The sequence below is a fragment of the Halomonas sp. KX33721 genome, from assembly GCF_001596805.1.
Lineage (GTDB): Bacteria > Pseudomonadota > Gammaproteobacteria > Pseudomonadales > Halomonadaceae > Vreelandella > Vreelandella aquamarina.
This window is the reverse complement of record NZ_LVIA01000041.1, coordinates 12,308-38,088: the sequence shown is the minus strand read 5'-3', so window position 1 is coordinate 38,088 and position 25,781 is coordinate 12,308. Positions and strand designations below refer to the sequence as shown.

The following is a 25,781-nucleotide window of genomic DNA, read 5'->3' as shown; positions in this document are numbered from 1 at the left end:
AAAATTCCTGAAGGGGGCGTGATGCCCAGCAAACCGATAATGTGAAGCACCATACCAGAAAGTGCCACCCCCTGCTTTGCCACGCGCTGATCCTGACGCGTCGTGCCTACGCAGAGAGCGCTGCGAATCGCCCTTGGCTGAGTGCGGCAAGGTCCTCCGGCGAGAGCTCGATTTCCAACCCACGTCGCCCGGCGCTCACGTATAGCGTCGACCACGCCTGCGCCGACTCATCTATAAAGGTAGGCAGGCGCTTTTTTTTGGCCCAGCGGGCTCACACCGCCCAGCACGTAGCCGGTGGTACGCTCGACGACATCCGGTGCGGCCATCACAGCCTTTTTAGCGCCAGCGGCTTTGGCGATCTGCTTCAGCCCCAACTGGCTATTCACGGGGACGATACCAACGGCCAACTGCTTGCCATCCAAGCTAACGACGAGGGTTTTGAACACTTGCTCGGCCGTCACGCCAAGTTTGTCCGCCGCTTCCAGCCCATAGGACGGGGCGGCGGCATCGTGCTGATACTCATGGAGATGAAACGCAATACCTGCGTGCCTTGCGCTGTTGATTGCCGGTGTCATGGAGGTCTCTTAAGTTAAACGCGCCAGCCAGTCTGAAAACATTAGTACCCACTGCTAGGCTTAATAACGTGAGCAAGTAACGGAAGTCAACTGACAGGAGTCGCAAAATGAAAGCCACCTCCAAAGCACAGCAGAAAGCCGCCGGGGCTGCCCTCTCGGCTAAGCGCGGTGAGACCAAGCCAAGCGAGCTGTATGACGCCTCGAAAGGGATGTATGACTCGATGAGCGAAGAGGAGTTGGAAGAGATGGAGGGTACCCAGCGTAAGGGCAAACAGCGGCGCAATGGCATGTTTTTGCAACCCTCAAAAGTGCAGTATTAAGCCGACACCCGTTGTCGGTAGCGCTAGATATCACCCCCAACTGCAATAGCGTCAATAGTTTTTGATTCGGCCACTATGTAACCAGCGTAATACTCGTCACCGGACGCAGATTACGCAGTTTACAGTGCTGCTCAACGCTCTCGACGATCTCTTCCGCGTCATCGATTTGCTGCTTATCGAGCTGAATGTCGACCATCAGGAAGCTGCCTACCTGCGCAAGGCGTACATCGTCGTCGGCGATATCGAACTCCGCCACTTCTTGTACCACTTCTCCTGGCGCACGCTGCCGACCGGTTCGCCGAACATCAACTCGCGCAGCGCGCCTTTGACCATACGAATGGGCATGGGCAGGAAGTAACCGGCTATGATAAGAACCATCACCGGGTCCGCAAAACGCGCCAAGTGTTCCCAAGGCGAGAGGGTTAACCCCCAGGTAAGGGCAAAGCCCAGCATGACGGCGGCACTCAGCCAAGTATCCATTTGCCACTGGCGAAGCTCTGCAGCCAGTAGCGAGGACTGCGCGACCTTGGCGTAGCGGTTCAACCACCCCCAGGTGAGCAAACAGCCGCTCACGTTGACCACGCCAAACATCAGCGCCAAGTCCAGCGTGACCAAACGTCCTCCCTGCGCCAAGCTCCACAAAGCAGAGACCAGGGAGAACAGGCACACCAGCGCAATCACCACGCCTTTGAGCAGCACGGCCAGCGGCTCGACCGTCAGCCGCCCAAAGGGGTAGTGATCATCCGCAGGTTTGCGGGCCTGTTGAAGTGCAAACAGCGACAGCGATGCCAGCACTAAACTTAATAGCGAATAGCCACTATCGAAGAGTATCGTAATTGAGCCACTGGCAAGGCCTAAGGCAAGCCCGGTAAAGGCAAATAGGCTGGCAGAAATGGCGGAAAATCTAAGCGCTCGGCGCTCGGCGACAAAGGGGGTCACGCGGGTTGCTCCAATAGAGGGTGATAAAAGACCGCCATCATAATGGGTGCATTAGCGCTTCACCAATCGCTCAGCGCCAACTATATTGGCGCTCAAAGGGTTTTCACAAGGTAGTTTGCATGCGCGCAGAACAGGTACAGGCGTTTATTGATGTCACAGAACATGGGTCGTTTGCCGCCGCTGCCCGGCATACCGGCATAAAGCGCAGCACGCTGAGCGCCGCGGTGAATGCGCTGGAAGATAGTCTGGGCGTGGCGCTGTTTGAGCGCTCGGGTAACAGCCTACAGCTAACAGCGGTGGGGGAAAGCGTACTCCCCGACTGCTACCGCCTGCTAACCAGCGCCAGCCGCATCAATAAACATTGCCAGCAGCACTTGCAGGGCGTTGAGAGCCAGCTCTGCATCGCGCGGGACGATGCCCTGCCCGAAGCGTTTTGGAGACAGGTCATGCACGACCTGAAGCAGCGCTACCCGCTCACGGCCATTTCGGTATACCTGCTCCCACCTCAGGAGCACGCCCAGTTCGTGCTGCGCCAAACGGTGGATATTGCCTTTGGGCTCTACACCGCTGAAGGGGCCGCGGTGAACGCCAGCAACCTTGCCCCGGTGAGCATGAGTCTCGTGGCGGCACCTGGGCATCCACTCAGTCGCCTGCCCAACGTCACCAAAGATGATTTGGCACAGTACACCCAGGTATGCCTGACCTTCGACCAAGGCGACAAATTGGTGAGCGAGGCGCTGTTCTCCACCAACTATCTGGGCCTGACTATGTTCGAGGTGATTCGCGATGCGGTAATTAACGGGACCGGCTGGGCGCTACTGCCTTACCCGCTGGTTAAAGACGCCTTAACCAATCACACGCTGTGTGCGCTCAACCACGACCTGCTGCTGGAAAGCCACTACTACCGTTACGTGGAAGGCGAGAGCCTTGGGGTGGTCGCCACGGCGCTGCTGACCAACGTCATCCGTTTCTTGGGTACCACACGCTGAGGCCCCCTCTCAGTCGGAAAGCCGAGCACGGCGCATGAGTAACGTTGAAATTTAGCAGTGGCGAAAAAAAGCGATTGCCCACCACGCTGTAAAAAAAGCCATTGAAGGAGCCCAAAGGACACGCTAGAGAACCGACACAGGCAAGTGTCATCTAAGCGTAAAGTGCGTCTGCCAGTGTCGATGTTGCCGTCAACCAAGGAGTAGTTTCCGCGATGGTACGACTCGATAAGAAAGCGACTAGGCTGTATGTCCTAGACACGAATGTCCTGATCCACGACCCGACTGCGCTCTATCATTTTGATGAGCATGATGTGGTTATCCCTATGACCGTGCTTGAAGAGCTGGACAAGCACAAAAACGGCATCCGCGAAATCGCCCGTACGGCAAGGCAAATCAGCCGCACCCTTTCCGACCTGACCAATCAGGTTACCTTCGATGAAATCCAGAAAGGCATCCCCATTCCCCGTATCAGCGGAGAATCCGGCCGCCTACACTTTTTGTGCTACAACGACTTAAAGCCTTTCGACTCGCTAGACGATAGCCTCGACAACCGAATCCTGGCAGAAACCTGCCGGTTGCGTGACGAACGCCCGGATGCGTCGGTCATTCTCATCACGAAAGACATCAATCTGCGGGTAAAAGCCGCCGCACTAAAAGTGCCGGTGGAAGACTACCTGAATGATCGCGCCTTCTCCGATAGCGATGCGATGATTGAAGGTGCCCAAGTGTACGCCTCGGCCGGGCAGGATGGCGCGTCGCTATGGGAAGCGCTCAACGTTGAAGTGACCGTCGAACGCATCGGCCACCATACCTTCTACCAACTCAGCGGCAATATGCCCCGCCACTGGCATGTCGGCATGTTGGTTTCTGATAGCGAAAACGGCGCAGAGTTCGAGGCTATTGTGCGCGAGATTTCGCCCTCCTCTGCCCGGCTTCAGCTGCTCACCAACTACCGTCACCATGCTGGTGTGTGGGGCGTCCACGCTCACGATAGCCGCCAGAACTTTACCCTCAACCTGTTGATGGACCCCGAGATTGACCTTGTCACCATTGCCGGTAACGCGGGCACCGGCAAAACGTTTATGACCCTGGCGGCGGCCTTCCAGCAGACCTTGGACGCCAAACGCTTTGAGCGTATCGTCTTCACCCGCGCGCCCATCCCTATGGGGGAGGATATTGGTTTCTTACCAGGTACCGAAGAGGAGAAGATGTCGCCGTGGATGGGGGCCTTCCACGACAATATGGATAACCTGCTGCGCAACGAAGAGGGAGAATCAAGCTGGGATAACGGTGCCACGCGACAGCTGATCGGCTCTAGGGTACAAATCCGCTCGCCCAGCTTCATGCGCGGGCGCACCCTGAACGACACCTTTTTGATCATCGACGAGGCGCAAAACTTCACCCCTAAACAGCTAAAATCGCTGGTCACCCGTGCCGGGCGCAATACCAAGATTGTCTGCCTGGGCAACGTCGGGCAGATCGACACGCCCTATCTCACCGCCAACACCTGCGGCATGGCCGCCGTAGTAGAACGGTTTAGAGATTGGCCCCATGCAGGTCACATAACGCTGAAAAGCGTCGAGCGTTCACGGCTGGCACTGGCAGCAGAGGAACTGCTTTGAACAGCCACTGACGTCGTCGTCCTACCATCCAACCCACGACCGCCCAGCCTGGCTGGGCGGTCGCCGCTGCTCAATCCTGCGAGTCGCGATCCTGCCAAGGGGTCTTCACGCCCACCGTATCCGCGGCAAAGGCGTCTCTGTCACCCAGCGGGCGCGGCTCGCCAGTGGTGGTGTCCTGGTAGGTCTGGCGCTCCATTTCACAGTTGATTTCGGCCCCCAGCAGCACCACGAAAGCCGACATCCAGAACCACAGCATCAGCGCCACCACGGCGCCCAGTGAACCGTAAAGCTCGCTGAAAGAGGAGAAGTAGCGCACGTAAAGCGACAACCCCCCAGACCCCAGCAGCCAGGTGGCGGTGGCCAGCAGCGTGCCGTAGCTCAGCCAGCGCCACTTGGCCGCTCGGCGGTACGGTGCAAAGCGATACAACAGCGCAATCAGCAGGCTCATCAGCACCAGCAGCGCTGGCCAGCGCAGCCACTGCAACAGCTTGTCAAAGGGAGGCTCCACCATCAGCCATTCCACCAGCACGGGCACCACGGCAATGAACCCCAGCGACACCAGGGTCATGCCGATGAGCCCGAACGTCAGCGCCACCAGCACGACCAGGCGCAACAGTGCGGGCCGCTTCTCACGCTCGCCGTAAACCACGTTGAGGCCCACCACCAGCGCCGACACCCCTTTGGAAGCGATGTACATGGCCACCATCAACCCAGCCAGGGCGGCCATGACGTTGCCACGCTGGGCACTTTCCACCACGTCCTGGGCCTGCTGATCGATCAGGTTGGCCGCATCGGACGGCATGAAACGGCTGATTTCATAAAGCTGGCGCCCTGCTTCTACCGGGTCGAACAGCAGCCCCCAGATGGAAATCACGGCGGCTATGGTGGGGAACAGCGCCAGCAAGGCGTAGAACGCCACGCAGGCAGCGTACATGGTCACCCGGTCTCGGCGGGCCGCCCTCAACACGCGCCAGCCGATATCCAGCCAGCCTAGCCGGGGTATGTCATCCGGCGTCACGGCCTGGCGCCCTCGGTCTGCCTGGTACGCTTGCGACCCCGCCTGTGGCTTGCTCATGCCCGTCCCTCCCACATCAACAGTAGCGCCAGCAGCACGGCCATGGCCATCATCAGCCCGCTGCCGTGCTGGCGCAGCCAGGGCTCTGCACGCAGGCTGTGCCTGAGCAGTTGCATGACCGTTCGCTCGAAAGCCAGGCTGTGCGCCACCGACGCAGCTTTGACGCGCCCCAGCGCATCACTGAAGCGCTGACAGCCCTGCAGGGCATAGCCTGCCAGCGGCGCGTACAGCCACCATAGATCGCCCGCTGGCGGTGGAGAAACTTTCACACGCTGGCGCAGGGAAAGCGCTACCACCAACGCCAACAGACCCACCGGGAAAGGCCAGACGATACCGGCCCACTCGGCCAACGGCGGCACCTCGGAACCGTACAGCGGCAGCCACAGCGGGGTGGCCAGCGCGGCCACCACGGCGGCCAACCAGGCGCCCCACTGCATGGGGTGGCTGCCACCGCTCTTGCGCAGCTGCCACTGCCGCCACAGGCACACGCTCACCAGCAGCGAGGTGCCCACGGCTGCCCAGGTCAGCAATAGCACCAGCGTGGTCAGTTGGGCATCGTAAAGCACCGATTTGACTCCCCACTTGCTGACCAGCCCAGCTGCCAGGGCACCTGTCAGCGATACGCCCGGCAGCGCCATCAGCGCAAACAGCAGCGGTACACGCCAGCGGGGCATGTGTTCGCTGATGCTGGTTCCCATGAACAGCGCCCCTTTGGCCAGCGCATGATGGGCCGCAAACAGCACCAGTCCGGGCAGCAGCAGTAGCCACGCCTGAGGCACCGTCAACCCGGTGCCTACCAGCGCCGTCAGCATGCCCATCTGGCTGATACTCGAATAGGCCAGTACGGCCTTGGGGTGACGCTGCCACACACCATACAGGGCAGCCCCGAACGCGGCGGCCAGCCCCAGCGCCATCATGGCCTGGCCCAGCAGTACCAATTCAGGCGCCAGGCCCGACTCCCCCAGGGGCAGCACGTTCAGCCAGCCCAATAGCCCGGCCTTGATCATGGCGCCGCTAAGCACCGCGCTGGCAGGCGCAGGGGCGACCGGGTGGGCCAGCGGAAGCCACACATGCAGCCCCACCACCCCGGCCTTGACGCCAAATCCCAGCCATAGCAGCAGTGCCATCCAGGCACCGTGCTCCGAGCGGGCAATGGCCTCGCGAACGCCCTCCAGGGTCAAGGTGTCGATGGAGCCAGCCGCCCATAGCAGCCCCCCCAGAATCAGCCCTTCGCCCAGCACGGCGAGGATCAGGTAGGCCCGAGCCCCCAGCCGCGCCTCGGCGCTGCCGCTATGCACCACCAGCGCGTAGGCAGCAAAGGTCATGAGCGCAAAGCCCAGGTAAAAGCTGGCAATGTCCTGGGCAAGGATCAGCAGGACGTTGCCCAGCAGGGCCAGGGGCCACAACAGCGTCAACCGCTGCAAGCGCCGCTGGGCGTCGTCATCCCCCCCCCGAGCCAAGGCTTCCTCGGCGGCAAAGTAGCCCCGGGCATGCAGCGCTGCCAGGCTCCATAGCAGCGCGCTGAAGGCCAGCCAGGGGCGGCTGAGCGCATTCAGCTCCCACCAGCCCCCCAGCATCCAGGCTTCCAGTACCCAACGGCCTTCAGCCATATAAGCCAGCAGTAACGCGGGCCAGGCGGCGCTGACCCATAGCCAGGAACAGTAGCGCCGCTGCGCTGGCGGGGTGCGGTAGGCATGCCATACCGCACCGGCAGCCACGCACAGCGGCCAGAGCAAGGCCACGACCAGCAGCAGTGTCGTCATCATGGTAGATACTCCCCTACCGCCACCCGAGTTGCCCAGTCCAGAGGGCTAAACGGCAAGCCTGCCAGTAGCCCGGCCCCCAGGCTGGCCAGCGCGGTAAACACGGCTGGCCACAATAGCCAGCCATGGGTTTCCAGGCGCCCCAGACGCTGCTCGTTGGGCCACGCACCCACCCCATGATCGGGCCCCTGCCGGAACCAGAGCCGATGCAGGATAGGCAGAAAGTAAATGGCGTTCAGCGTGCTGCTGGCTACCAGCACCGCCACCACCCAATACATCTCGGCCTGAACGGCGCCAATGCCCAGGTACCACTTGGTGATGAACCCCGCGATGGGCGGCAGCCCGATCATGCCCAGCGCCCCCACGGTAAAGGCCAGACTGGTCAGCGGCATGCGTTTGCCAGCACCGTCCATCTCATCGATGCGATGAATGCCCAGTTCTTCGGCGTAGTTGCCCGCGCAGAAAAACAGCGTGACCTTCATCAGCCCCTGATGGAGCAGATGGGCGAGCGCACCGATGGTGCCGAAAGGCCCAAACAGGCTGACCCCCAGAATCACATACGACACCTGACTGATGGTCGAGAAGGCCAGCCGTGGCTTGAGTTCCTGCTGAGCGATGGCCCTCAGCGAGCCGTAGATGATGGTGATGGAGGCCGCGATGGCCAAGGCCGTGGTCACCCCCAGTTCGACGCTCAGCTCGATCCCGTAGAGGTCATAGATCACGCGGAGAATGCCGAAGGCCCCCGCCTTGACCACCGCCACGGCATGCAACAGCGCACTCACCGGAGCAGGCGCCACCATGGCTCTGGGCAGCCAGCCATGCAGCGGCACCATGGCCGCCTTGACCGCCAGGCCGCCGACCAGCAGCGCAAAGATCAGCGTCAGCAGGCCACGGTGGTCGGCCAAGTAAGGCGACAGTCCCCGCTCGGAGGCAAAGGAGTGGTCGCCTGTCAGGCTATACAGCAGCACGACCCCCAATAGCAGCACGACCCCGCCGGTCAGGGTGTAACGCAAATACACGCGCCCTGCCGCCAGCGCCTTGGCCGTGCCCGAATGCACTACCAGCGGGTAGGTCGACAGCGTCAGCATCTCGTAAAAAATCAGGAAGGTAAACAGGTTGCCGGAGAGCGCAATGCCCAGCGTGCTGGCCACGCAGAGGCTGAAAAAGCCAAAGAAGCGCTTGCGGTTGGCCGCATGCTCCAGGTAGCCAATGGCATACACCGTGGTGCACAACCAGAGCAGCGATGAGAGGCCAGCAAACATCACGCCCAGCGCATCGGCGCGCAGTACGAAATCGACGCCCTCGACAATCTGGAAGCTGAAGGTGTCCTCGTAGCCTTCCGCCACGCGCCCGACCATCAGCACGACCAGCACGATCTTGCTGACCGCCGCCAGCAGGTTGATGCCGGTACGCCAGCGCCGCGCCTCTTCGGGTAGCGCAAAAATGGCCACGGCGGCCAGCATGGAGGTCGCCAGTGTGGTCAGCGGTAACCAGGCTGCGTTCATGCGCCACCTCCTTGTAGCAGAGCCAACGGCAAGTGGGCCAACAGACCCAGCAGCAGCGCGGCCAGGGCGAGCGCCAGTGCCACCGCATCCATGCCCGGCGCCAACGGCTGGTAGTCATGGCGCGGTGCGGTTTCATCGAACGAGTAGCGGAAAACCCTGAACACGTAGGCCGCGGTCAGCAGCGTTCCCGCCAGTAATGCTGCAACGGCAAGCCACTGCTGAGTGAGCACCATGGCCTGCAGCAGCAGCCACTTGGCCGTGAAACCGCTGCTGGGTGGCAGGCCCATCAGCGTGATGGAGGCGATGCCGAAAGTCAGCAGCGAGAGCGGCAATCGGCGGCTGGTGCCCGCCAGCGCCTGCAGAGCGCTCTTGCCAGTGGCCAGCAGCAGATTGCCGGCCGCCAGAAACATCGCCGCCTTGGCCAGCGAGTGCCCCATCAGCTGTAGCCAGAAACCCTCCCAGGCCAGCGCCTGGGGCAGTGGCGAGGCTTGCGGCCCCAGCAGTAGCGGAAATGCCACCATCAAATAGCCCAGCTGGCCCACCGTGGACGAGGCGATCAGGGTTTTCAGCGACGCTGCCCGCCATGCCACCAGCCCGCCCCACAGGATGGCCGCCATTCCCAGCCAGCCCACCAGCTGCGGGGCCAGCCAGGTATCGGGCAGCAGCACGCTCCACACCATCAGCAGAATGAACAGCGAGGCCTTGATGACCAGCGCCGCGTGCAGGGCGCTCACTGGCGTCCAGGCGTTTTCGTGCACCGGGGTCAGCCAGCCATGCAGCGGAAACAGTGCAGCCTTCAGCGCCAGCCCCGCGCCCATCAGTGCCGCCGCGACCCAGCTCACCGGGCCTGGCTCGACGACTTGGGCCAGGCCCATCAGCGTCAGTTCCCCCCAGTACCCCAGCAGCAGGGCAATGCCCAGCAGGAACGCCAACGACCCCACCAACGCCAGCAGCAGGTAGCGCATACCGGCCTTGAACGCACTGACCTTGCCCGACAGCAGCAGCATGCCGACGGCGGCCAGCCCCATCAGCTCCAAAGCGGCGTAGAGCGTCAGCAAATCGGCCGCCATCCAGATCAACGACAGCGCGCTCACCAGAACGCCCATGAGCGGCCACAGCCAGCGCCCCTGGGGGCCAGGCCAGGAAAGCGCCAAGTGCCCAGGGGTATACAGCGCAGCGGCCAACGCGACCCACTGGGTAATCAGCAGCATGAAGCCGCTCACGCCACTGAAGCGCAGCGCCAACTCCACCCCTGCCAGCTGCCATTGCCAGCGCAACACGCCCGCCTGCTGGGCATCCATGACCATCCACAGGCCTGCTACCAGCACCGGCGTACAGGCCAGCAGTACGGGCATCATGCGCGCGGGACGCAACCAGGCCCCCAGCAGGCCTATCAGGGTAGGTAGCAGCAGAACGACCAGCAGCGCCCAGTGGGTCGACCACAACGGCTCGAAAGTGCTGTCATGCAAGCCAAAACGCCAGCTCATTGTGAAGCCTCACGAGGGGCCAGGGGGGCTGGCTGCTCATCGACCAGGGCCGACACCCCTTCCAGCTGCAGCAGATGTCGTATCAACAGCACGCCCAGCAGGGTGCCCAGCCAGGCAATCAGCAAGCCCACGCCAATCAGCGCCTGGGCATTGGGCAAGGGGCCTACCATGCCTGCCAACAGCAGAAACACACCCGACCCCAGCACATTGAAGGCCATCAGCCGACGCAGCCAATGTCGATGCAGTGCAAAAGCCCCCATGGCCGCCGAGACCATGACGACCGCCGCCAGCATCAAGGGGTGTTCGCTCAACGAGTAGACCATGTCGGGCAAGAGGTAGCGCAGCGCGGCGCCGATCATCACGCTCCACGCCAGCGCCAGCAGCCCACGACTGATGACATGCCCGGCCCCGTGCTGCACTCGGTCGTAGTGGGCAGCCTCCGGGTGAGCCGAGGGAAATGCCTTCAGGGCATAGAAGAAGCTGCCGCCGGTGAGCGCGCCCCCCAGCACCAGCTCCATCAGCCCCAGCAAGGGCGCCTGCCACTGCCACCAGGCCAGGCTCATCAGCAGCGTGAACAGCAAAAACAGCCGACAGGTCCGCCGCAGATGGCGGTCCAACAGACAGGCAAGCGCCACTGCCACCAGGCAAAGCGCCAGCCCAGCTTCCAATATATCCACCGACATCATGAAGTGCCTCCGCCTATCCTGTGCATTGGCCAGCGAAAAAGGAGGCCGTACTACGCGAGCCGTTCGCTCAACCACCTGCCGATATCGTTGACCTGCTGCGGGCAGAGCGCGTGGGCCATGGGATATTGACGATAGTTCACCGAGTAACCGAGCGCCTTGAGGCGCTCGGCGCCAGAGCGGCCAAGCGTTTCAGGCACGATGGGGTCAAAGTTACCATGATGCACCTCAAGGGGGATATGGCGGTTGGCCTCGGCAAGTTCAATGCTGTCGGCAGTAGCAAAGTAGGTCGACATCGCCAGCAGCCCGCCTAGCGGCTGCGGGAACGAGAGCGCAGCCTGATACGCCACCGCGCCGCCTTGGGAGAAACCCGCCACGATGATCCGCTGGCTATCGATACCCTGATCGATCTGCTCTTGAATCAGCGCCTGAATACGCTCGGCGGATTTTTTCAGCTGAACTTCATCAACCCGGCGGCCCAAATCCATCGCCAGAATGTCGTACCAAGCAGGCATCACCATACCGCCGTTAATAGTGACCGGCAGGCGCGGCGCATGGGGCATAATAAAACGCACGTTGGCGCTTTCTGGCAGCGCTAAGGCGGGCACTAGGGGTTCAAAATCATGCCCATCGGCACCTAGGCCATGAATAATAAACACACACGCATCGGCGGGTTGACCATTTTTTGGCTCAATAATCAGTTCGCCTGGGGCTGTCATGGGTTATTTCCTTACTGATATTAAAAGCGTCACCCTAGCCTAAAGCAGCGCGGGGAGCGAGACATTAACCGCTTAAAACGGCCACACCAATGGAATCAGCGTGACCGCAATCACACCGGTCAGTACGTTTAAACCACCACCAACACGTAAAAAATCACTGACTCGATAGCCACCAGGACCATGCACCATCAAGTTGGTTTGGTAGCCGATCGGGGTCAGAAAACTGGCCGAGGCAGCAAACATCACAGACACCACAAATGGCATGGGGCTCACGCCGAGACTTTCAGCAGCCGCCATGACCACCGGAAAAATAATCACCGCCGCGGCGTTGTTGGTCACTAGCTCCGTGAGTAGCGCCACCACGCAGTAAGTGCCAATCAGCAGCAGCCACGGGCTGCCTGCCACCCATGACAGCACACTGCCTGCCATGGCACCCGCTGCACCTGAAGACTGTAACGCTGCCCCCACCCCAAACGAGGCGGCAATGGTTAATAATACCTGAGTATCTAGGCCCCGCTTAGCTGCCCCCACTGTGCAACAACCGGTCAGCAGCGCCATCGCCGCCCCCAGCATGGCGGCATTGAGCATGCTCAGAACACCAAACGCAGCCAGCAGCACCGCGCCTAGCAAAATCCCCCAGGCCAGCGGGGCCTTCTCATGAATGGGCCGCGCAGAGCCGTTTAGCTCGCTGATCAGTAAGAAATCTTTAGACTGCCGATGGCGCTCGATAAACGGCGGGCGTGCCTCTAACAGCAATACATCGGCGGGCTGCAAGCGCACTTGGCCGAGGTTCCCCGTCACGCGCTCGCCGCCGCGGCAAATCGCCAGCACGGCGGCGCCGTATAGCGTTCTAAATCGACCATCACGAATCCGCTGGCCAATAAACTGGCATTGATTGGAGACCACCGCCTCGACCAAACGGCGCTCTTTGAACTCTTTTTCTAGGCTAGAAGCGCCATCCCGAGAAGGGATCAGCCCACGAATCTGCTGAAGCTCCACAGCGGCATCCGAGGTGCCCACGAACACCAAACGATCCCCACCTTTGAGCTGCTCCCCTGGCCCAACTACGCTGACCACGTTACCGACGCGCTCGATCTCGACAAGGAACAGCTCCTGCAAGTGGCGCAGCCCCGCCTCTTCGACCGTGCGGTCGACCAGTACCCCTGCCGGGTCTACTTCCATTTCAATAGTGAACTCGCGAGGATTGGCAAAGGCTTTAGCCGTGCCGCCACGGGCGGGTAATAAACGCGGGGCAAGGAAAATAAGATAAGCCAAGCCCGCTACCGCGACCGGAATGCCTACCCACGCCAAGTCGAATAACCCCATGGCCAAATCAGGGTAGCGCTCGATCAGTAGCCCATGCACTACCAAGTTAGTGCTGGTACCAAATAGCGTGATAGTACCGCCTAAAATAGAGGCAAAGCTCAGCGGCATGAGCAAGCGCTGTGGGGAAAGCCGCACACGGCGGCTCCAGCTCATGACGGCGGGAATATACGTCGCCACCACCGGGGTGTTATTGAGAAAACCGCTGAGCGATGCCACAGGTAACAATAGACGTGTTAGCGCGCCGCGCTCGCTGGTTGGCCGCCCCAGCACGTAGCGAATAATAAGATCGATACCGCCCGTTTCACGAATACTGGCCACCAGCACGTACATAAACGCCACAGTAAACAGGCCACTATTAGAGAATCCACCCAACGCCTGCTGTGGGTCAATCACGCCAAGCGTCATCAGCACCACCACCGCGCCCATTAAAATGATATCTGGCCCTAGGCGTGACAACGCCATCAACGGGAAGATAGTCAGCACGACTCCTACTGCAATCCAAGCATCCAGCGACATAACCCCACATCCTTTCTCAAGCCCACTCAACTGACATAACCGAACAATATGAAGGGCATTGTGCCGCCTAGCAGATATTCTAAAAAGTTATTTTTAGAAACACAGTAAGAACAAAATAGAATATAGGCGTGGGGCAGATAATAATCCACGAACAAAAACCCCGCTCAAGGCGGGGTTTTCTAGCTCACTAACATCAAGTGTTAGCGGCGAACATCAAGCTGGAATTAACCCAGAACTTTGATGTTGGAAGCCTGAAGGCCTTTTTTACCCTGAGTGACGTCGAAGGAAACCTTCTGGCCGTCTTGCAGAGTTTTGAAGCCGTCAGCTTGAATTTCGGAGAAGTGCGCGAACAGGTCGTCGCCATTGTCGTCCGGAGAAATGAAGCCGAAGCCTTTAGTGTCGTTAAACCACTTAACGGTACCAGTTGCCATGATCGAAATCCTCGATAAAGCTTAATGTAGAGCCGGGTAATACCCGAGTTGCAGTGGGTAGAACAAGAAACTTTCACCAGACTCAACGCTAGAGCGTTTCGATACTGCTGACAACGTTCGACTTGCTAACCAACTGCATTCAGCATGCGCTTAACCAAGCCGCACGTCAACACTATGATGAAAAAAAATGTCAATGCAATGAATTTTCTTTAAAAATCCATCCAGCGGCTTTTTCAGCGATCATTAACGTGGGCGAATTGGTGTTTCCACTGGTGATGGTAGGCATTACGCCCGCGTCCGCGATCCGTAATCCCACCACCCCAAGTACCCGCAATTTTTCATCCACTACCGCCATTGGGTCATCACGTTTGCCCATCCGCGTGGTGCCGACCGGGTGAAAAATCGTCGTGCCAATATCTCCCGCTAGCCGCGTTAGCTCGTCATCGGTTTGATACTCAACGCCCGGCTTTACCTCTTCAGGCAAATATTTAGCGAAGGCAGGCTGTTCGGCGATACGCCGGGTTACCCGTAGCGAATCAGCCGCCACCTTGCGATCCTCCGGCGTGCTGAGATAGTTCGGAGAAATCGCCGGTGCTTGACGCGGGTCGGCGCTTTTCAAACGCACCGTTCCTCGGCTGGTAGGATTCAAGTTACATACGCTCGCCGTAATGGCCGGATACGGATGCAGCGGCTGCCCAAAGGCCTCTAGGCTGAGCGGCTGCACGTGATACTGAATATTGGGATACGGCTGATCGTCAGAACTGCGGGTAAATGCGCCAAGCTGCGAAGGCGCCATGCTCATCGGCCCGGTGCGCTTGGTCACGTACTCCCAGCCAATCCCCGCCTTGCCCCACAGCGTACTGACAATAGCATTGAGCGTTTTGGCATTACTGACACGATACACCGAGCGAATCTGGAGATGATCTTGCAGGTTTTCACCTACCCCAGGCAGGTCGTGCACTACCTCAATGCCGTGCTCGCGTAGATGCTCAGCAGGCCCGATACCCGATAGCTGCAAAAGGTGGGGCGAGCCAATGGCCCCCGCACACAGCACCACTTCTTTTCTCGCCTGAACACGCTGGGGCTTACCGCTGCGCACCACTTCTACCCCAGTGCAACGAAGCGTTGGCTGCTCCTCATCAAAGCAGAGCCGATTCACCTGGGTAGAGTGCCAAAGCGTCAAGTTGTCCCGCTTTAGCGCGCTACGCAAAAATGCCTTGGCGGTATTCCAACGCCAGCCGTCACGTTGGTTTACCTCAAAATAGGCAACCCCTTCATTACTACCCCGGTTGAAGTCGTCGGTGCGTGGAATTCCCGCCTGCACCGCTGCTTCGGCAAAGTCATCCAACACTTCCCATTTCAGGCGCTGCTTCTCGACCCGCCACTCGCCGCCATGGCCATGAAAAGCACGGTGAGTCTCATCACCGTCGCTGCCTTCATCCAGCCGGTAGTGGTTTTCGTGTTTGATAAAGTCCGGCAGGCAGTTCTCCCAGCGCCACTCGTCGCTACCGGTAACCTCCGCCCAGTGGTTGTAATCCCGCGCTTGGCCGCGCATGTAGATCATGCCGTTGATGCTGGAGCAGCCCCCCAGGGTTTTACCTCGGGGGTAGATCAGCGAGCGGCCATTAAGCCCCTTGTCCGGCTCGGTACGAAACAGCCAGTCGGTGCGCGGATTATTAATGCAATAAAGGTAGCCCACCGGAATATGAATCCAGCGGTAGTTATCCCGACCGCCCGCCTCAATCAGCAGCACCCGATTATTGGGGTCGGCGCTTAGCCGATTGGCCATCAGGCACCCTGCGGTGCCTGCGCCAACCACGATGTAATCAAATGCTTCTGCGGTGGGATAAGTGGTTGTATTTGTTGGCATGGGCTTGGCTCCCGTAACGGTCAGGCGTTACTTCGCCGTCGGCATCACAAACTCTGCACCCGCGTCGATGGAGTCCGACCAGCGCTGCATGATCGACTTCTGTTTGGTGTAGAAGCGCACACCCTCTTCGCCGTAAGCGTGGGTATCGCCAAACAGCGAGCGCTTCCAGCCGCCAAAGCCGTGCCACGCCATAGGCACCGGAATCGGTACGTTGATGCCGACCATGCCCACCTGAATCCGGCGGCCAAATTCACGGGCGACGCTGCCGCTTTCGGTAAAACAGCTCACCCCGTTGCCAAACTCGTGATCGTTAATCAGTTGAATGGCGGTCGCCACATCCGGCACGCGCACGCATACCAGCACCGGGCCAAATATCTCCTCTTTATAGATAGTCATCTCCGGCGTGACGTGGTCGAACAGCGTGCCGCCCATCCAGAAACCGTCAGCACAGCCCTCGCCCGCTTGGGTGCTATCAAACTCGCGGCCATCGACAATAAGCTGAGCGCCTTCTGCCACGCCCTTTTCGATGTACCCGGTGATCCGCTGATGCGCTTGGCGGGTCACGATGGGCCCCATCTCCGCATCCAGCTGCATGCCATCTTTGACTTTCAGCGCCTTAGCCCGCTCGGTGAGCATCGGCACGACTTTATCGGCCACATCGCCGACCAGCACGGCCACGCTAATCGCCATGCAGCGCTCGCCCGCACTGCCGTAGGCGGCGCCAATCAGCGCATCCACTGCTTTATCCAGATGGGCGTCTGGCATCACCACCATATGGTTTTTCGCCCCACCCAGTGCCTGCACACGTTTGCCGTGTTTGGCACCGCGCTCGTAAATCAGGTTGGCAATGGGCGTGGAGCCGACGAACGAGAGCGCCTTCACCTCCGAATGATCGATCAGCGCTTCCACGGAGTCCTTGTCGCCCTGCACCACGTTGAACACGCCATCCGGCAGGCCCGCCTGCTGCAACAGGTCGGCAATCATCAGCGAAGCGCTAGGGTCCAGCGGGCTGGGCTTGAGAATAAAGGTGTTACCGGCAGCAATGGCGATGGGGAACATCCACATCGGCACCATTGCCGGGAAGTTAAATGGCGTAATACCCGCCACTACGCCCAGCGGCTGACGCACGGTCCAATTATCAATGCCGGTGCTGACCTGCTCGGTGTAATCACCCTTTAATAGCTGGGGAATACCGCAGGCAAACTCGACAATATCAATACCCCGTGCCACTTCGCCCTGGGCATCGGTAAATACCTTGCCGTGCTCTTTGGTGATTGCTTCGGCCAGGGCATCTTTATTGGCGTTTAGCAGCTCCAGAAATTTGAACATGACCCGAGCACGGCGAATGGGCGGCGTATCGGCCCAGGCTGGAAATGCCGCCTGGGCGGCTTGCACGGCGGTGTCCACATCGGCGGCCGAAGCCAGGGCAACGCGGCCAGTGACCTGCCCAGTGGCAGGGTTGAAGACATCCTGGGCGCTGCCGGAGGCGCCTTCGCTGCGTTGGCCGTTAATAAAATGATGGATGGCGTTGGTTGTCATTGTCGCTACCTTTATAACAAAAGCTTAAGTGATCGGAGGATGATCACTAGACTACCCCGCCTAACAGGCCAAGCAATTGAGTAATTTTTAACCCAGATATAAGCTTTGCTAATAACATAACAATGAAGGTTCACCACCATGCAGGAGTACGCCACGCTGCGGGCCTTTGTGGCCGTTGCCCATACCGGCAGCGTCTCAAAGGCGGCCGAGCAGCTTCATTTGACCCAGCCCGCGGTTAGCCTAAAGTTGAAGCAGCTACAGCTGCATCTGGGCCTAACGCTGTTTACCCGCCGCCCACAAGGGTTAACGCTGACTGCCGATGGTTACGCCTTGCTACCGGCCGCTGAAAATGCCCTGGCCAGCGCGCTGGCCTTTGAGCAGAGCGCCAGCGCGTTACACAGCACGCTGCGGGGCAAGCTGCGCATTGGGACCATTGTTGACCCGGAATTTATTCGTTTGGGCGATTTTCTCAGCCGCTTGATGGCCCGTGCGCCACAGCTGGAAACCGAGCTTCACCACAGCATGAGCGGCAGCGTATTGGGCAACGTGGAGCAGGGGGAGTTAGATGTGGGCTTTTTTCTCGCCCCGCCCGGCGAAGGCACTGGCAATCCTACGCTAGCATGGCGAGAGTTAACCCACTTTCACTACCACGTGGTGGCACCGCCGGGCTGGGAAGCCAAACTTGCCGACACCCGCTGGGAGGCGCTTGCGCAACTGCCCTGGATTGTGACCCCCACCGTGTCAGCGCACTCCCGGCTACTCAAGCGAGCGCTGGCCGCAAGCGGCGCGACCCCGAACCGTGTTGCCCAGGTCGACCAAGAGGCGTGTATGCTGGATTTAGTCAGAGCAGGCGTGGGCCTGAGCCTAGCGCGAGACGCGCTGGCCATGGCCGAACGCCAAGAGAGCGGCTTGGCGGTGGCGGACAACGTTCGCCTGCCCTGCGCATTAAGCCTGATCTGGCGCAGCGACCGCGCCACCGAGCCCACGATTAAAGCCGCACTAGACACCCTCGATACGGTGTGGCCGCATCGTCTAAGGTCGCTGTAAGGAAGCGGAACCTGACAAGTAACCCTCTCCGTTACCCTCAAAAGCGCCAAGACGCTTTATCCGCCTTGGCGTTTTTTTTATGGAACGATTTCCTATGCGACTTGCCCCAACGTGAGCGTTATTAAATGGCTAATTATTCATTTGGGCAAAACACCATTTCTCTACTAAGGTAGAAAGTCAGCATTAATAGACCAGTCGGCTAAAGGACTGCTCTACTTGATTGAGCGCCCCGTTGATCTAAAGATAGGAGATCTTATGAGCAACACCATTACGACAGTGAACCCGACCACCGGCGAAACGCTTGAGACCTACACGCTGATGGATGAAAGCCAGGCCAAGCAGATAGTCGAGGCCAGTCATGAGGCGTTTCTGGATTGGCGGCTCAAGCCGCTAGAGCACCGCGCCAAGGTGGTGAAAGCGATTGGCGAAGCAATGAATGCGCATAAAGAAGAGCTTGCCGACCTGATGGTTAAAGAGATGGGTAAGCTGCCCTCGCAAGCGCGCCAGGAAGTGGATCTTTGCGTCGGTATTTGTGATTACACCGCCGAACATGGCCCCACCAAGCTGGCCGATGAAGAGCGTAAACCCGGTAACGGCGAGCGCGGTATTGTTACCTATTCCCCCATGGGCGTGATTTACGGCATTCAGCCGTGGAACTTCCCTGCTTACCAAGTGGTGCGCTACTCCATCGCCAATATTATGGCGGGTAACAGCGTGCTGCTAAAACACGCTGAAAACGTAACGGGCAGCGGCCTGCTGCTGGAAAAAATTTACCGCGAAGCGGGCCTGCCGGAAAACGTTTTCCGCACACTGCTGATTTCACACGATGTTTCCGACACTGTCATCGCCCATAAAGCCGTGCGTGGCGTGACCTTGACAGGCAGCGACGGCGCTGGCCGCAAAGTGGCTGCTAAAGCCGCCGAGCATCTCAAAAAGACCGTACTGGAGCTAGGCTCCAACGATGCCTACTTAGTGCTGGACGATGCCGACCTGGACGTGGCGGTGGATACCTGCGTCACTGGCCGCGTGTTTAACGGCGGCCAAACCTGCGTAGCGGCAAAACGCTTTGTGGTCACCGAAAAGAACTACGAAGCGTTTAAAGAGCGCTACGTGGCACGCATGAAGGACTTAAAAGCGGGCGACCCGACCAAAGAAGATAGCGACCTAGGCCCGATGGCCCGTGTCGATCTTCGTGACGGCCTTCACAAACAGGTGGAAGAGAGCGTGCGTAAAGGCGCAAAAATCCTCTGCGGTGGCGAAAAACCAGAAGGTAAAGGGGCATTCTACCCGGTCACCGTGCTGGATAACGTCACCCCCGGCCAGCCCGCCTATGACGACGAGCTGTTTGGCCCGGTTGCCGCGTTGATTCGTGCCAAAGATGATGAAGATGCCATGCGCATCGCCAACGACAGCCGCTACGGCTTGGGCGGCGGCATCATCTCCAAAGACGTGAAGCGCGCCACCGAGCTTGCCAGCAAGTATTTCGATACCGGCATGGTGTTTATCAACGGCTTTGGTGTGGCAACGCCTGAAATGCCGTTTGGCGGCGTGAAAGATTCCGGCTACGGCCGTGAGCACGGCGGCTTTGGTATGCACGAGTTCGTCAACATTAAATCGGTGATTGTGGTGCAAAGCTAACACCGCCAAGCCCATCGGCTTACGATGGGCTAATCCATAAAAACGCCGCAGTGTCGTTTATGACCTGCGGCATTTTTTTATGGGTAGCGTATTTAAAAGTGGCGTTAGACGATTTTCTGCTGCCAACGCTGCCATAGCATCACTATCAGCGCGACCACCAGCCAGCTTACCAGCGCGGCAATCACATCATCCAACACAATGCCCAACCCACCGGTGACATACTCCGCTAAATGAATAGGCGGCGGTTTTAAAGCATCAAAAAAGCGGTAGACGCCAAACGCCAGGGCCAGAACCAATGGATGGCGAGCGGCTTTTAGCCCTAGCACCGCGAGCGGAAAAGCGACGTACTCATCGGCAACGATGCTGCCATGGTCCAGGCCATCATAATGCCACGCAGCGATATGACAGACCGGCACGGCCGCTATCAGCATCAGCGCGATGATGACCGCCTGCTGCCCGGTTGAGCGGCCCAAGAGCCACCACGCCAGTGGCAAGCCAATCAATGAACCAAAAGTGCCTGGCGCAACGGGCGCTAGCCCCAGCCCAAAGCCGGTAGCTAGCCAAAAATTAAACGTATCGAGCATTAGCCAGCCTGCTGTGCCTGACGTTCAAGCTCCGCCGCCATTTCTGGCGTTAGGTTTAGCGCGCTGGCGAGTTGATCCAGCCAAGCCCGCTCCATGGGGTTTTGGTCGTCAATCACTGCCACGCTGATCAGGTACATCTCGCGGGCCGCCTGGGGGGAATCCGCTTCACGGGCGAGAGCCTGAGCATCCAGCGGCGCTTTTAGCTGCTGTTCCACCCAGCGGTGCATCTCCTGATCCGCGCCTAGGGCATCAATCTGATCGGTGATTAGCGCCTGTTCCTGCTCATCGATATGACCATCCGCCCGGGCGGCCATGATCATTGCCTGCAACAGCTCCAGGCTGCGGCGCTCTTGATACTCACCGCTTAACACCTCGACACGCTCGCCTTCTGATGAGGATTGGGTCGCCGCTCCTTTCTTTTCCTGAGAGCTTTGCCACGCTTTCCACGCCAGCATGCCTACACCCGCAATCGCGCCATATTTCAACGCTTTACCGCCCATGCTGCGGCCACGTTTTGAACCCACCAGCATGCCCAGGGCACCGCCGCCCAGCAGGCTTTTCACATCAAAACCGCTGGAACCGCTGCTTTGACGCGTACCTTGGCTGCTATTACCGCCTAAATGGCGGGAGAGCCCATCAATCACGCCTTTGACATCCATGCCGCCGCTGCTGCCTTTGCTACCACTGGCCTGGCTCATCAGCTGCTGTAGAATTTTGCTTGCGTTCATCCTTGCACTCCTCAATAAACATTCATTCGACGGGTCGAACGCGGGTCGTTTAACCCTTGTTATAACGCATACTACATGAATGCAGCATGAATTAACCCCGCGCTAGCGCTTAGCTCAGCGCCCCTTTCACCTCGACCGAACTGCCATGACGGCTAGCGCTCACCTCAATACGAACCGGCATCTGCTCTTTGAGTTCGCTGACGTGGGAAATAATCCCAATCATGCGGCCGCTCATTTGCAGCTCGCTCAGCATGGCAATGGCTTGATCCAAGGCGTCTTGGTCCAGGCTGCCAAAGCCTTCATCAATAAATAGCGTATCGAGCTGAATACCGCCCGCGTAAGCCTGCACCACATCAGAAAGCCCCAGCGCCAGCGACAGCGCCGCCATAAACGACTCCCCACCAGAGAGCGTGGCCACCGGGCGATTTTTGCCGGTGTAGGTATCAGCCACGTCCAGCTCAAGGCCAGACGCTTTATTGCCTTTAGAGGGGTCTTCCCGGCGCACCAACTGGTATCGCCCACGGCTCATGCGCACCAAACGCTCAGACGCTTGAATCAACACATCATCCAGCAGCACGCCCAGTACGAAGCGCTGCAGGCTAATGCGATGGCCGGTGCGGCCATTGGCGACTTCACTGAGCGTGCCCCACAGCTGGTATTGGGCTTCCAGCTCCGCCTGGGAGGCGTGGGCAGCCGTCAGCTTTTGGTGAATGTTTTGCAGCGTGGTTAATCGCCCATCCAGTTGCCGCCAAGACTCTAGCTGGCTGTTTTCTTGAGCCTGTGCACTTTCAGCCTGGGCAGTCAGCGCGGCAAGATCCGGCGGCGTTTTTTCCGCCAGCTGGGTTTGGTAATTCTCTAGCGCGCCCTCAAGCTCGGCCAAGCGGCGTTGATACGCCTCCACCCGATGCGTCAGCTCGTGCCGCTGGGCATCATTCAGTTGGGCAGCCTGATATTCCGCCTCATCAGCAAAGGGGCTAGCCTGCAGCGCGGACTGCCACTCGGCGTGAGCCTGCTGAAGCGACTGCTCGCTACGCTCGACCCGCTCGTTCGCCCCGCGTAACTGCTCTTCCGCCCGCGCCAGTTGGGTCTGGCTAGTCGAAAGCGCTTGCTGGGCGCTCTCCCAGGCTTTTTCAAGCTGGGCGATGTGCTGCTCCAGCTCGGCCAGGGTTTGGCGCATTGCTTCGGGATAACGGGCGTCTTCCGGCAGCGATTGGCTCAGCTGATCACGCTGACTCTCTAGGCGTAACGCGCGCTCTTTTGCCTTTTCCACCTCAGGACGTTGGGCTTTAAGCTGCTTATCCAGTGTGCCCCACTCACGTCGCAGCGCGTCCCGGGCTTCGGTCTGTTGGCGAATCTCAGCGTCAACCTGCTCTCGGCGCTGCACCTGGCGGCGCAGGTCTTCATAGGCATTTTGCAAAGCAGACAGCGGTTGACTCACCCACTCCCCTAACTGCTGATTCAGTCGCTGGGCCTGCTCTGCGTGGCTATCGATCTGTTGGGTGAGCTGATGGTGATGGCGCTCTGCCCGTTGTAGCGCTTGACGGGCCTGTTCTTGCGCCGCTCTGGCCTCTTCCACCTGTGCCTGGGTGACCAACTCGGCGCGATTTATCGCTGGGGCGGGATGCTCCAGGCTACCACACACCGGGCAGGGGGCATCCTGCTCAAGGGTCAGCGCTAACAGCGCGGCCTGGCCCTGGTGCCAGCGCATCTCCTGCTCAGTGGCGTAGCGTTCGGCACGCTTGGTCTCGCCTTGCTGGTGGCTGAGCGCGTTTTTAGCCTGCAGCTGTTGCGTGGTTAATGCCTGGTGCCGCTGGGTGAGTTCATCCAGCTCTTGGCGCAGGGCTAGCAGGTGGTGATGGCGGGTTAGCTCAGCGGGGGCGCTCGCCAGTTGCTGAAACTCACTCTGCAAGCGTTCCAGGTGAACGCCGATGGCTTCGCCTTGCTGGCGAATGCCATCTAGCTGCTGCTCATCGCGCTTAAGCGCCTCATCGGCCTGTTGCCAAACGGCCTGAGCTGTTTGAAAGTGCTCCTGCAGTTCACTGAGCTGCTGGCTTTTCTGGATAAACTCGCCCAGCTGGCGGTGCCGCTCCCTCATTACGGGGAGCTCCGCCTGCTGCTGGCATGCCGTCTCTAGCGCCTGCTGTGCCTGTTCAGCGTGAAAATGCCGCGTGATTAACGCAGCGTTTGCTTGGCGCTGCTCATCGTGGGCGGTAGCCAACGCCTGCTGCGCTTGGTCTAGAGCGACTTTCTGGGGGCGCAGCGCCTGGGCATGGGTACTCTGCGCTAACCGCGCTTGGCTATTGTCTACCTCAGCGCGCTGCTCAAGATGACGGGCTTTATCGGCTGCCAGCGCGTCCCGCGCCTCAAATTGGCGCTGTAGCGCCAGGGCCTCATCGCGCTGCTGTTCGGCAAGTCGGCGCTTTCGCTGCGCGGTTTCAAAGCCTTCTCGTGCTTGGTCTACCTGTGGCACCAGCGCTTCCAGCTCTTGCGCCAACGCGGCTTCGCTCTCAAGCTCCCCCCCCGGCAAGAATGCCATTGATATGCTGGCGATGATCGCTCACCGCCCGCTCGATTTGATTAGCCTGAGTGCGCAGGCGCTCTTCAATACGCTGGAACACCTGGGTTTGAAACAGCTGGGAGAAAATGACTTCGCGCTCTTTGGAGCCTGCCAGCAGTAGTTCGCGGAACTTACCCTGGGGGAGCACCATCACCTGACGAAACTGATTGGCGTCTAGGCCTATTAGCGCTTGCAGCTCGGCCGTGGCGTCGGTGACCTTACGCGCCACTAGGCACTCGTCCTCCTCGCCTTCTGGAGTGAGTCGCCACAGCTGGGCTTCTGCGGTTTGTGTCGTTGTGCCTTCGCCGCTGGCTTTGGGGCGCTCCTGCAGAGGCACTCGGCGCACCCGATACATGGCATCACGCAGGCGAAACGTCAGGCTGACTTCGGTGAGCAGAGAGGCATCCGCCTGATCGCAGCGCATTTGAACGGCGTCCCGCTCGTTGCCGGTGGTTTGGCCGTACAAAGCAAAACAAATCGCATCGAGGATCGAGCTTTTACCCGCGCCGGTGGGGCCGTTAATCAGAAACAGCGGGCTTCTGCCTAGCGCAGTAAAATCAATCGTCTCCCTGCCCGCAAAGGGGCCAAAAGCCTGCATGGTCAGCGTTAATGGCGTCATGCTTGGCCCTCCTGCTCGCGACTCAGGGTGGTGATCAACTCGCTCATGGCACGGGCCTGGGCGTCGCTCATTGGCTCGCCGCTGGTTTGAGTGAAGAAGTCGCTGAACATATCCAGCGCGCTGAACGCAAGCCGCTCGCGGCCTAGCTGTTGGCGGCCTTTTGCTTCCAGCATGCCGGGCTTTTCCAGGTGCAGCACGTTGGGGTACACCGCCCGCAGCTTACCCATGGGGTCGAGAATGGCGTGACGGTCGGTGAGGCGCACCAGCAGATAGTCATCGGCGTGGGGGTCAGCGGCCCCTTGGGCCAGCAGCTGAGCCAGCTCACCTTCCAGCACGCGCACGTCCCGGCGGGGCAGCAGCGGATGGTGGGCTATTTGAGTGACACCTTCGCTGCCCACCTCAACAAGGGTGACGCCTTTGCGCTGGGTGGCTTCGGAAAAGCTGTACTTCAGCAGCGAGCCGCTATAGCGAATGTGCTCCCCACCGCGAACCTGGGGGCCGTGAAGGTGGCCCAATGCCACGTAGTCGAAACTCTGCATGGGTTCCCACGCCACGCTTTCGGCACCGCCTAGGGTGAGCGGGCGCTCGGAGTCGCTGGCGGTGCCGCCATCGACAAAGCAGTGGCTCATCAGTAGCGTCGGGCGGCCCGGCTGTCGCTGTGCCTCAATGCGCTCCAGCAGGTAGCGGTGGGCGCTATCGAAGTCGCGCACGTCCACGCCAAACGCGCTGCGCACGTACTCTGGGTCCGCGTAGGGGATGCCGAACACATCCACTGTGTCATCGCCAATCGTGAGCGTGACCGGCTGGTCGCAGGTGGCTAGGTCGGTGAGAATATGCAGCCCGGCCTGGCGCAGGTGGCGGGCGCCAAACCCCAACCGCTCGGCACCGTCGTGATTACCGGAAATCATCACGACCGGCAGGCCGCGCTTCTCGCACAGCTCGCCTAAGACCTCATCCAACAGCGTGACCGCCGCTGCCGGGGGCACCGAGCGGTCGTAAATATCGCCCGCCACCAGCACGGCATCCACCTGCTCGCGGTCGATGATCTCCAGCAGCTGCTGCAACACATGACGCTGGTCTTCCAGCAGGGAAAGGTTGTGAAATAGCCGCCCTAAATGCCAATCGGCGGTATGAAGTAATCGCATGACAGGCTCGATGAAAAAAGTGTGCGGTCATCATAGCAACCGCGCCTGCGTTTCACCCATGAAAAAGCCCCGCATGAGGCGGGGCGATTAATGCGGAACACGTC

22 protein-coding genes and 1 pseudogene are annotated in these 25,781 nt (G+C 59.8%); 5 read left to right on the top strand and 18 right to left on the bottom strand.

The genetic code is table 11. The features are described 5' to 3' along the window. Nucleotides 1-106 precede the first annotated feature (106 nt). Nucleotides 107-575: pseudogene (gene ybaK / locus A3220_RS14355) on the bottom strand (Cys-tRNA(Pro) deacylase). A 107-nt stretch (nt 576-682) separates the two neighbouring features. On the opposite strand from ybaK, the gene A3220_RS14350 reads away from it, so the two are divergent. After that, nucleotides 683-895: a DUF3008 family protein gene (locus A3220_RS14350; RefSeq protein WP_062375438.1), complete on the top strand. Its 213-nt coding sequence runs from the start codon at nt 683-685 to the stop codon at nt 893-895. A gap of 73 nt (nt 896-968) precedes the next feature. Here A3220_RS14350 and A3220_RS18015 read toward each other — a convergent pair whose 3' ends face one another. Then, a complete protein-coding gene (locus tag A3220_RS18015) occupies nt 969-1,163 on the bottom strand; it encodes a hypothetical protein (RefSeq protein WP_252860483.1) in 195 nt (64 codons plus the stop codon). Further along, the gene (locus tag A3220_RS14345; protein WP_252860482.1) at nt 1,103-1,834 is read right to left on the bottom strand and encodes a cation transporter; all 732 of its coding nucleotides are present in this window, start codon (nt 1,832-1,834) and stop codon (nt 1,103-1,105) included. The genes A3220_RS18015 and A3220_RS14345 overlap by 61 nt, the downstream gene beginning before the upstream one ends. Nucleotides 1,835-1,953: 119 nt before the next feature. Here A3220_RS14345 and A3220_RS14340 point away from each other — a divergent pair, with 119 nt between their 5' ends. Then, entirely contained in the window at nt 1,954-2,823 is an 870-nt protein-coding gene (locus A3220_RS14340; RefSeq protein ID WP_062375436.1) for a LysR family transcriptional regulator, read from the top strand. Nucleotides 2,824-3,035: 212 nt separating this feature from the next. Beyond that, the gene (locus tag A3220_RS14335) at nt 3,036-4,445 is read left to right on the top strand and encodes a PhoH family protein (protein WP_062375433.1); all 1,410 of its coding nucleotides are present in this window, start codon (nt 3,036-3,038) and stop codon (nt 4,443-4,445) included. Nucleotides 4,446-4,515: 70 nt separating this feature from the next. On the opposite strand, the gene A3220_RS14330 is transcribed toward A3220_RS14335, so the two are convergent. From A3220_RS14330 to A3220_RS14285, 10 genes are all read right to left on the bottom strand, one after another. Continuing rightward, nucleotides 4,516-5,520, bottom strand: a complete 1,005-nt coding sequence (locus tag A3220_RS14330) for a YihY/virulence factor BrkB family protein (protein ID WP_062375431.1) — start codon at nt 5,518-5,520, stop codon at nt 4,516-4,518. After that, nucleotides 5,517-7,286 (bottom strand): proton-conducting transporter membrane subunit, encoded by a 1,770-nt coding sequence (locus tag A3220_RS14325; RefSeq protein ID WP_084812789.1) that lies wholly within the window; start codon nt 7,284-7,286, stop codon nt 5,517-5,519. Before A3220_RS14325 ends, A3220_RS14330 begins: the two co-directional genes overlap by 4 nt. After that, entirely contained in the window at nt 7,283-8,788 is a 1,506-nt protein-coding gene (locus A3220_RS14320) for a proton-conducting transporter membrane subunit (protein ID WP_062375429.1), read from the bottom strand. Before A3220_RS14320 ends, A3220_RS14325 begins: the two co-directional genes overlap by 4 nt. Then, nucleotides 8,785-10,275, bottom strand: coding sequence for a proton-conducting transporter membrane subunit (locus tag A3220_RS14315; RefSeq protein WP_062375428.1), 1,491 nt, complete (start codon nt 10,273-10,275; stop codon nt 8,785-8,787). The genes A3220_RS14320 and A3220_RS14315 overlap by 4 nt, the downstream gene beginning before the upstream one ends. Continuing rightward, a complete protein-coding gene (locus tag A3220_RS14310; RefSeq protein WP_062375426.1) occupies nt 10,272-10,961 on the bottom strand; it encodes a hypothetical protein in 690 nt (229 codons plus the stop codon). Before A3220_RS14310 ends, A3220_RS14315 begins: the two co-directional genes overlap by 4 nt. Nucleotides 10,962-11,011: 50 nt before the next feature. After that, nucleotides 11,012-11,677 carry an alpha/beta fold hydrolase gene (locus A3220_RS14305; protein WP_062375425.1) on the bottom strand — a complete coding sequence of 222 codons (666 nt, stop codon included), beginning with the start codon at nt 11,675-11,677 and terminating at the stop codon, nt 11,012-11,014. Nucleotides 11,678-11,749: 72 nt separating this feature from the next. Further along, nucleotides 11,750-13,519 (bottom strand): SLC13 family permease, encoded by a 1,770-nt coding sequence (locus A3220_RS14300; RefSeq protein WP_062375423.1) that lies wholly within the window; start codon nt 13,517-13,519, stop codon nt 11,750-11,752. Nucleotides 13,520-13,743: 224 nt separating this feature from the next. Beyond that, the gene (locus A3220_RS14295) at nt 13,744-13,950 is read right to left on the bottom strand and encodes a cold-shock protein (RefSeq protein ID WP_054641278.1); all 207 of its coding nucleotides are present in this window, start codon (nt 13,948-13,950) and stop codon (nt 13,744-13,746) included. A 190-nt stretch (nt 13,951-14,140) separates the two neighbouring features. Further along, nucleotides 14,141-15,820: a GMC family oxidoreductase N-terminal domain-containing protein gene (locus A3220_RS14290; RefSeq protein WP_062375422.1), complete on the bottom strand. Its 1,680-nt coding sequence runs from the start codon at nt 15,818-15,820 to the stop codon at nt 14,141-14,143. A 27-nt stretch (nt 15,821-15,847) separates the two neighbouring features. Further along, on the bottom strand, nt 15,848-17,359 hold the full coding sequence (locus tag A3220_RS14285) for a CoA-acylating methylmalonate-semialdehyde dehydrogenase (protein ID WP_062375420.1): 1,512 nt from the start codon (nt 17,357-17,359) through the stop codon (nt 15,848-15,850). A gap of 138 nt (nt 17,360-17,497) precedes the next feature. On the opposite strand from A3220_RS14285, the gene A3220_RS14280 reads away from it, so the two are divergent. Further along, nucleotides 17,498-18,406 (top strand): LysR family transcriptional regulator, encoded by a 909-nt coding sequence (locus tag A3220_RS14280; protein WP_044630789.1) that lies wholly within the window; start codon nt 17,498-17,500, stop codon nt 18,404-18,406. Between the two features lie 255 nt (nt 18,407-18,661). Continuing rightward, complete coding sequence (locus A3220_RS14275; RefSeq protein WP_062375418.1) at nt 18,662-20,044, top strand: NAD-dependent succinate-semialdehyde dehydrogenase; 1,383 nt, start codon at nt 18,662-18,664, stop codon at nt 20,042-20,044. Nucleotides 20,045-20,148: 104 nt separating this feature from the next. Here A3220_RS14275 and A3220_RS14270 read toward each other — a convergent pair whose 3' ends face one another. From A3220_RS14270 to A3220_RS14255, 5 genes are all read right to left on the bottom strand, one after another. Continuing rightward, nucleotides 20,149-20,628 carry a phosphatidylglycerophosphatase A gene (locus tag A3220_RS14270; RefSeq protein WP_062375416.1) on the bottom strand — a complete coding sequence of 160 codons (480 nt, stop codon included), beginning with the start codon at nt 20,626-20,628 and terminating at the stop codon, nt 20,149-20,151. Next, entirely contained in the window at nt 20,628-21,356 is a 729-nt protein-coding gene (locus A3220_RS14265; protein WP_062375414.1) for a tellurite resistance TerB family protein, read from the bottom strand. Before A3220_RS14265 ends, A3220_RS14270 begins: the two co-directional genes overlap by 1 nt. Nucleotides 21,357-21,465: 109 nt before the next feature. Further along, a complete protein-coding gene (locus A3220_RS14260; RefSeq protein WP_252860481.1) occupies nt 21,466-23,892 on the bottom strand; it encodes an SMC family ATPase in 2,427 nt (808 codons plus the stop codon). Continuing rightward, nucleotides 23,864-24,532, bottom strand: coding sequence for an SMC family ATPase (locus A3220_RS18010; protein WP_252860480.1), 669 nt, complete (start codon nt 24,530-24,532; stop codon nt 23,864-23,866). Before A3220_RS18010 ends, A3220_RS14260 begins: the two co-directional genes overlap by 29 nt. Further along, a complete protein-coding gene (locus A3220_RS14255; protein WP_062375413.1) occupies nt 24,529-25,677 on the bottom strand; it encodes an exonuclease SbcCD subunit D in 1,149 nt (382 codons plus the stop codon). Before A3220_RS14255 ends, A3220_RS18010 begins: the two co-directional genes overlap by 4 nt. Nucleotides 25,678-25,781: the final 104 nt, after the last annotated feature.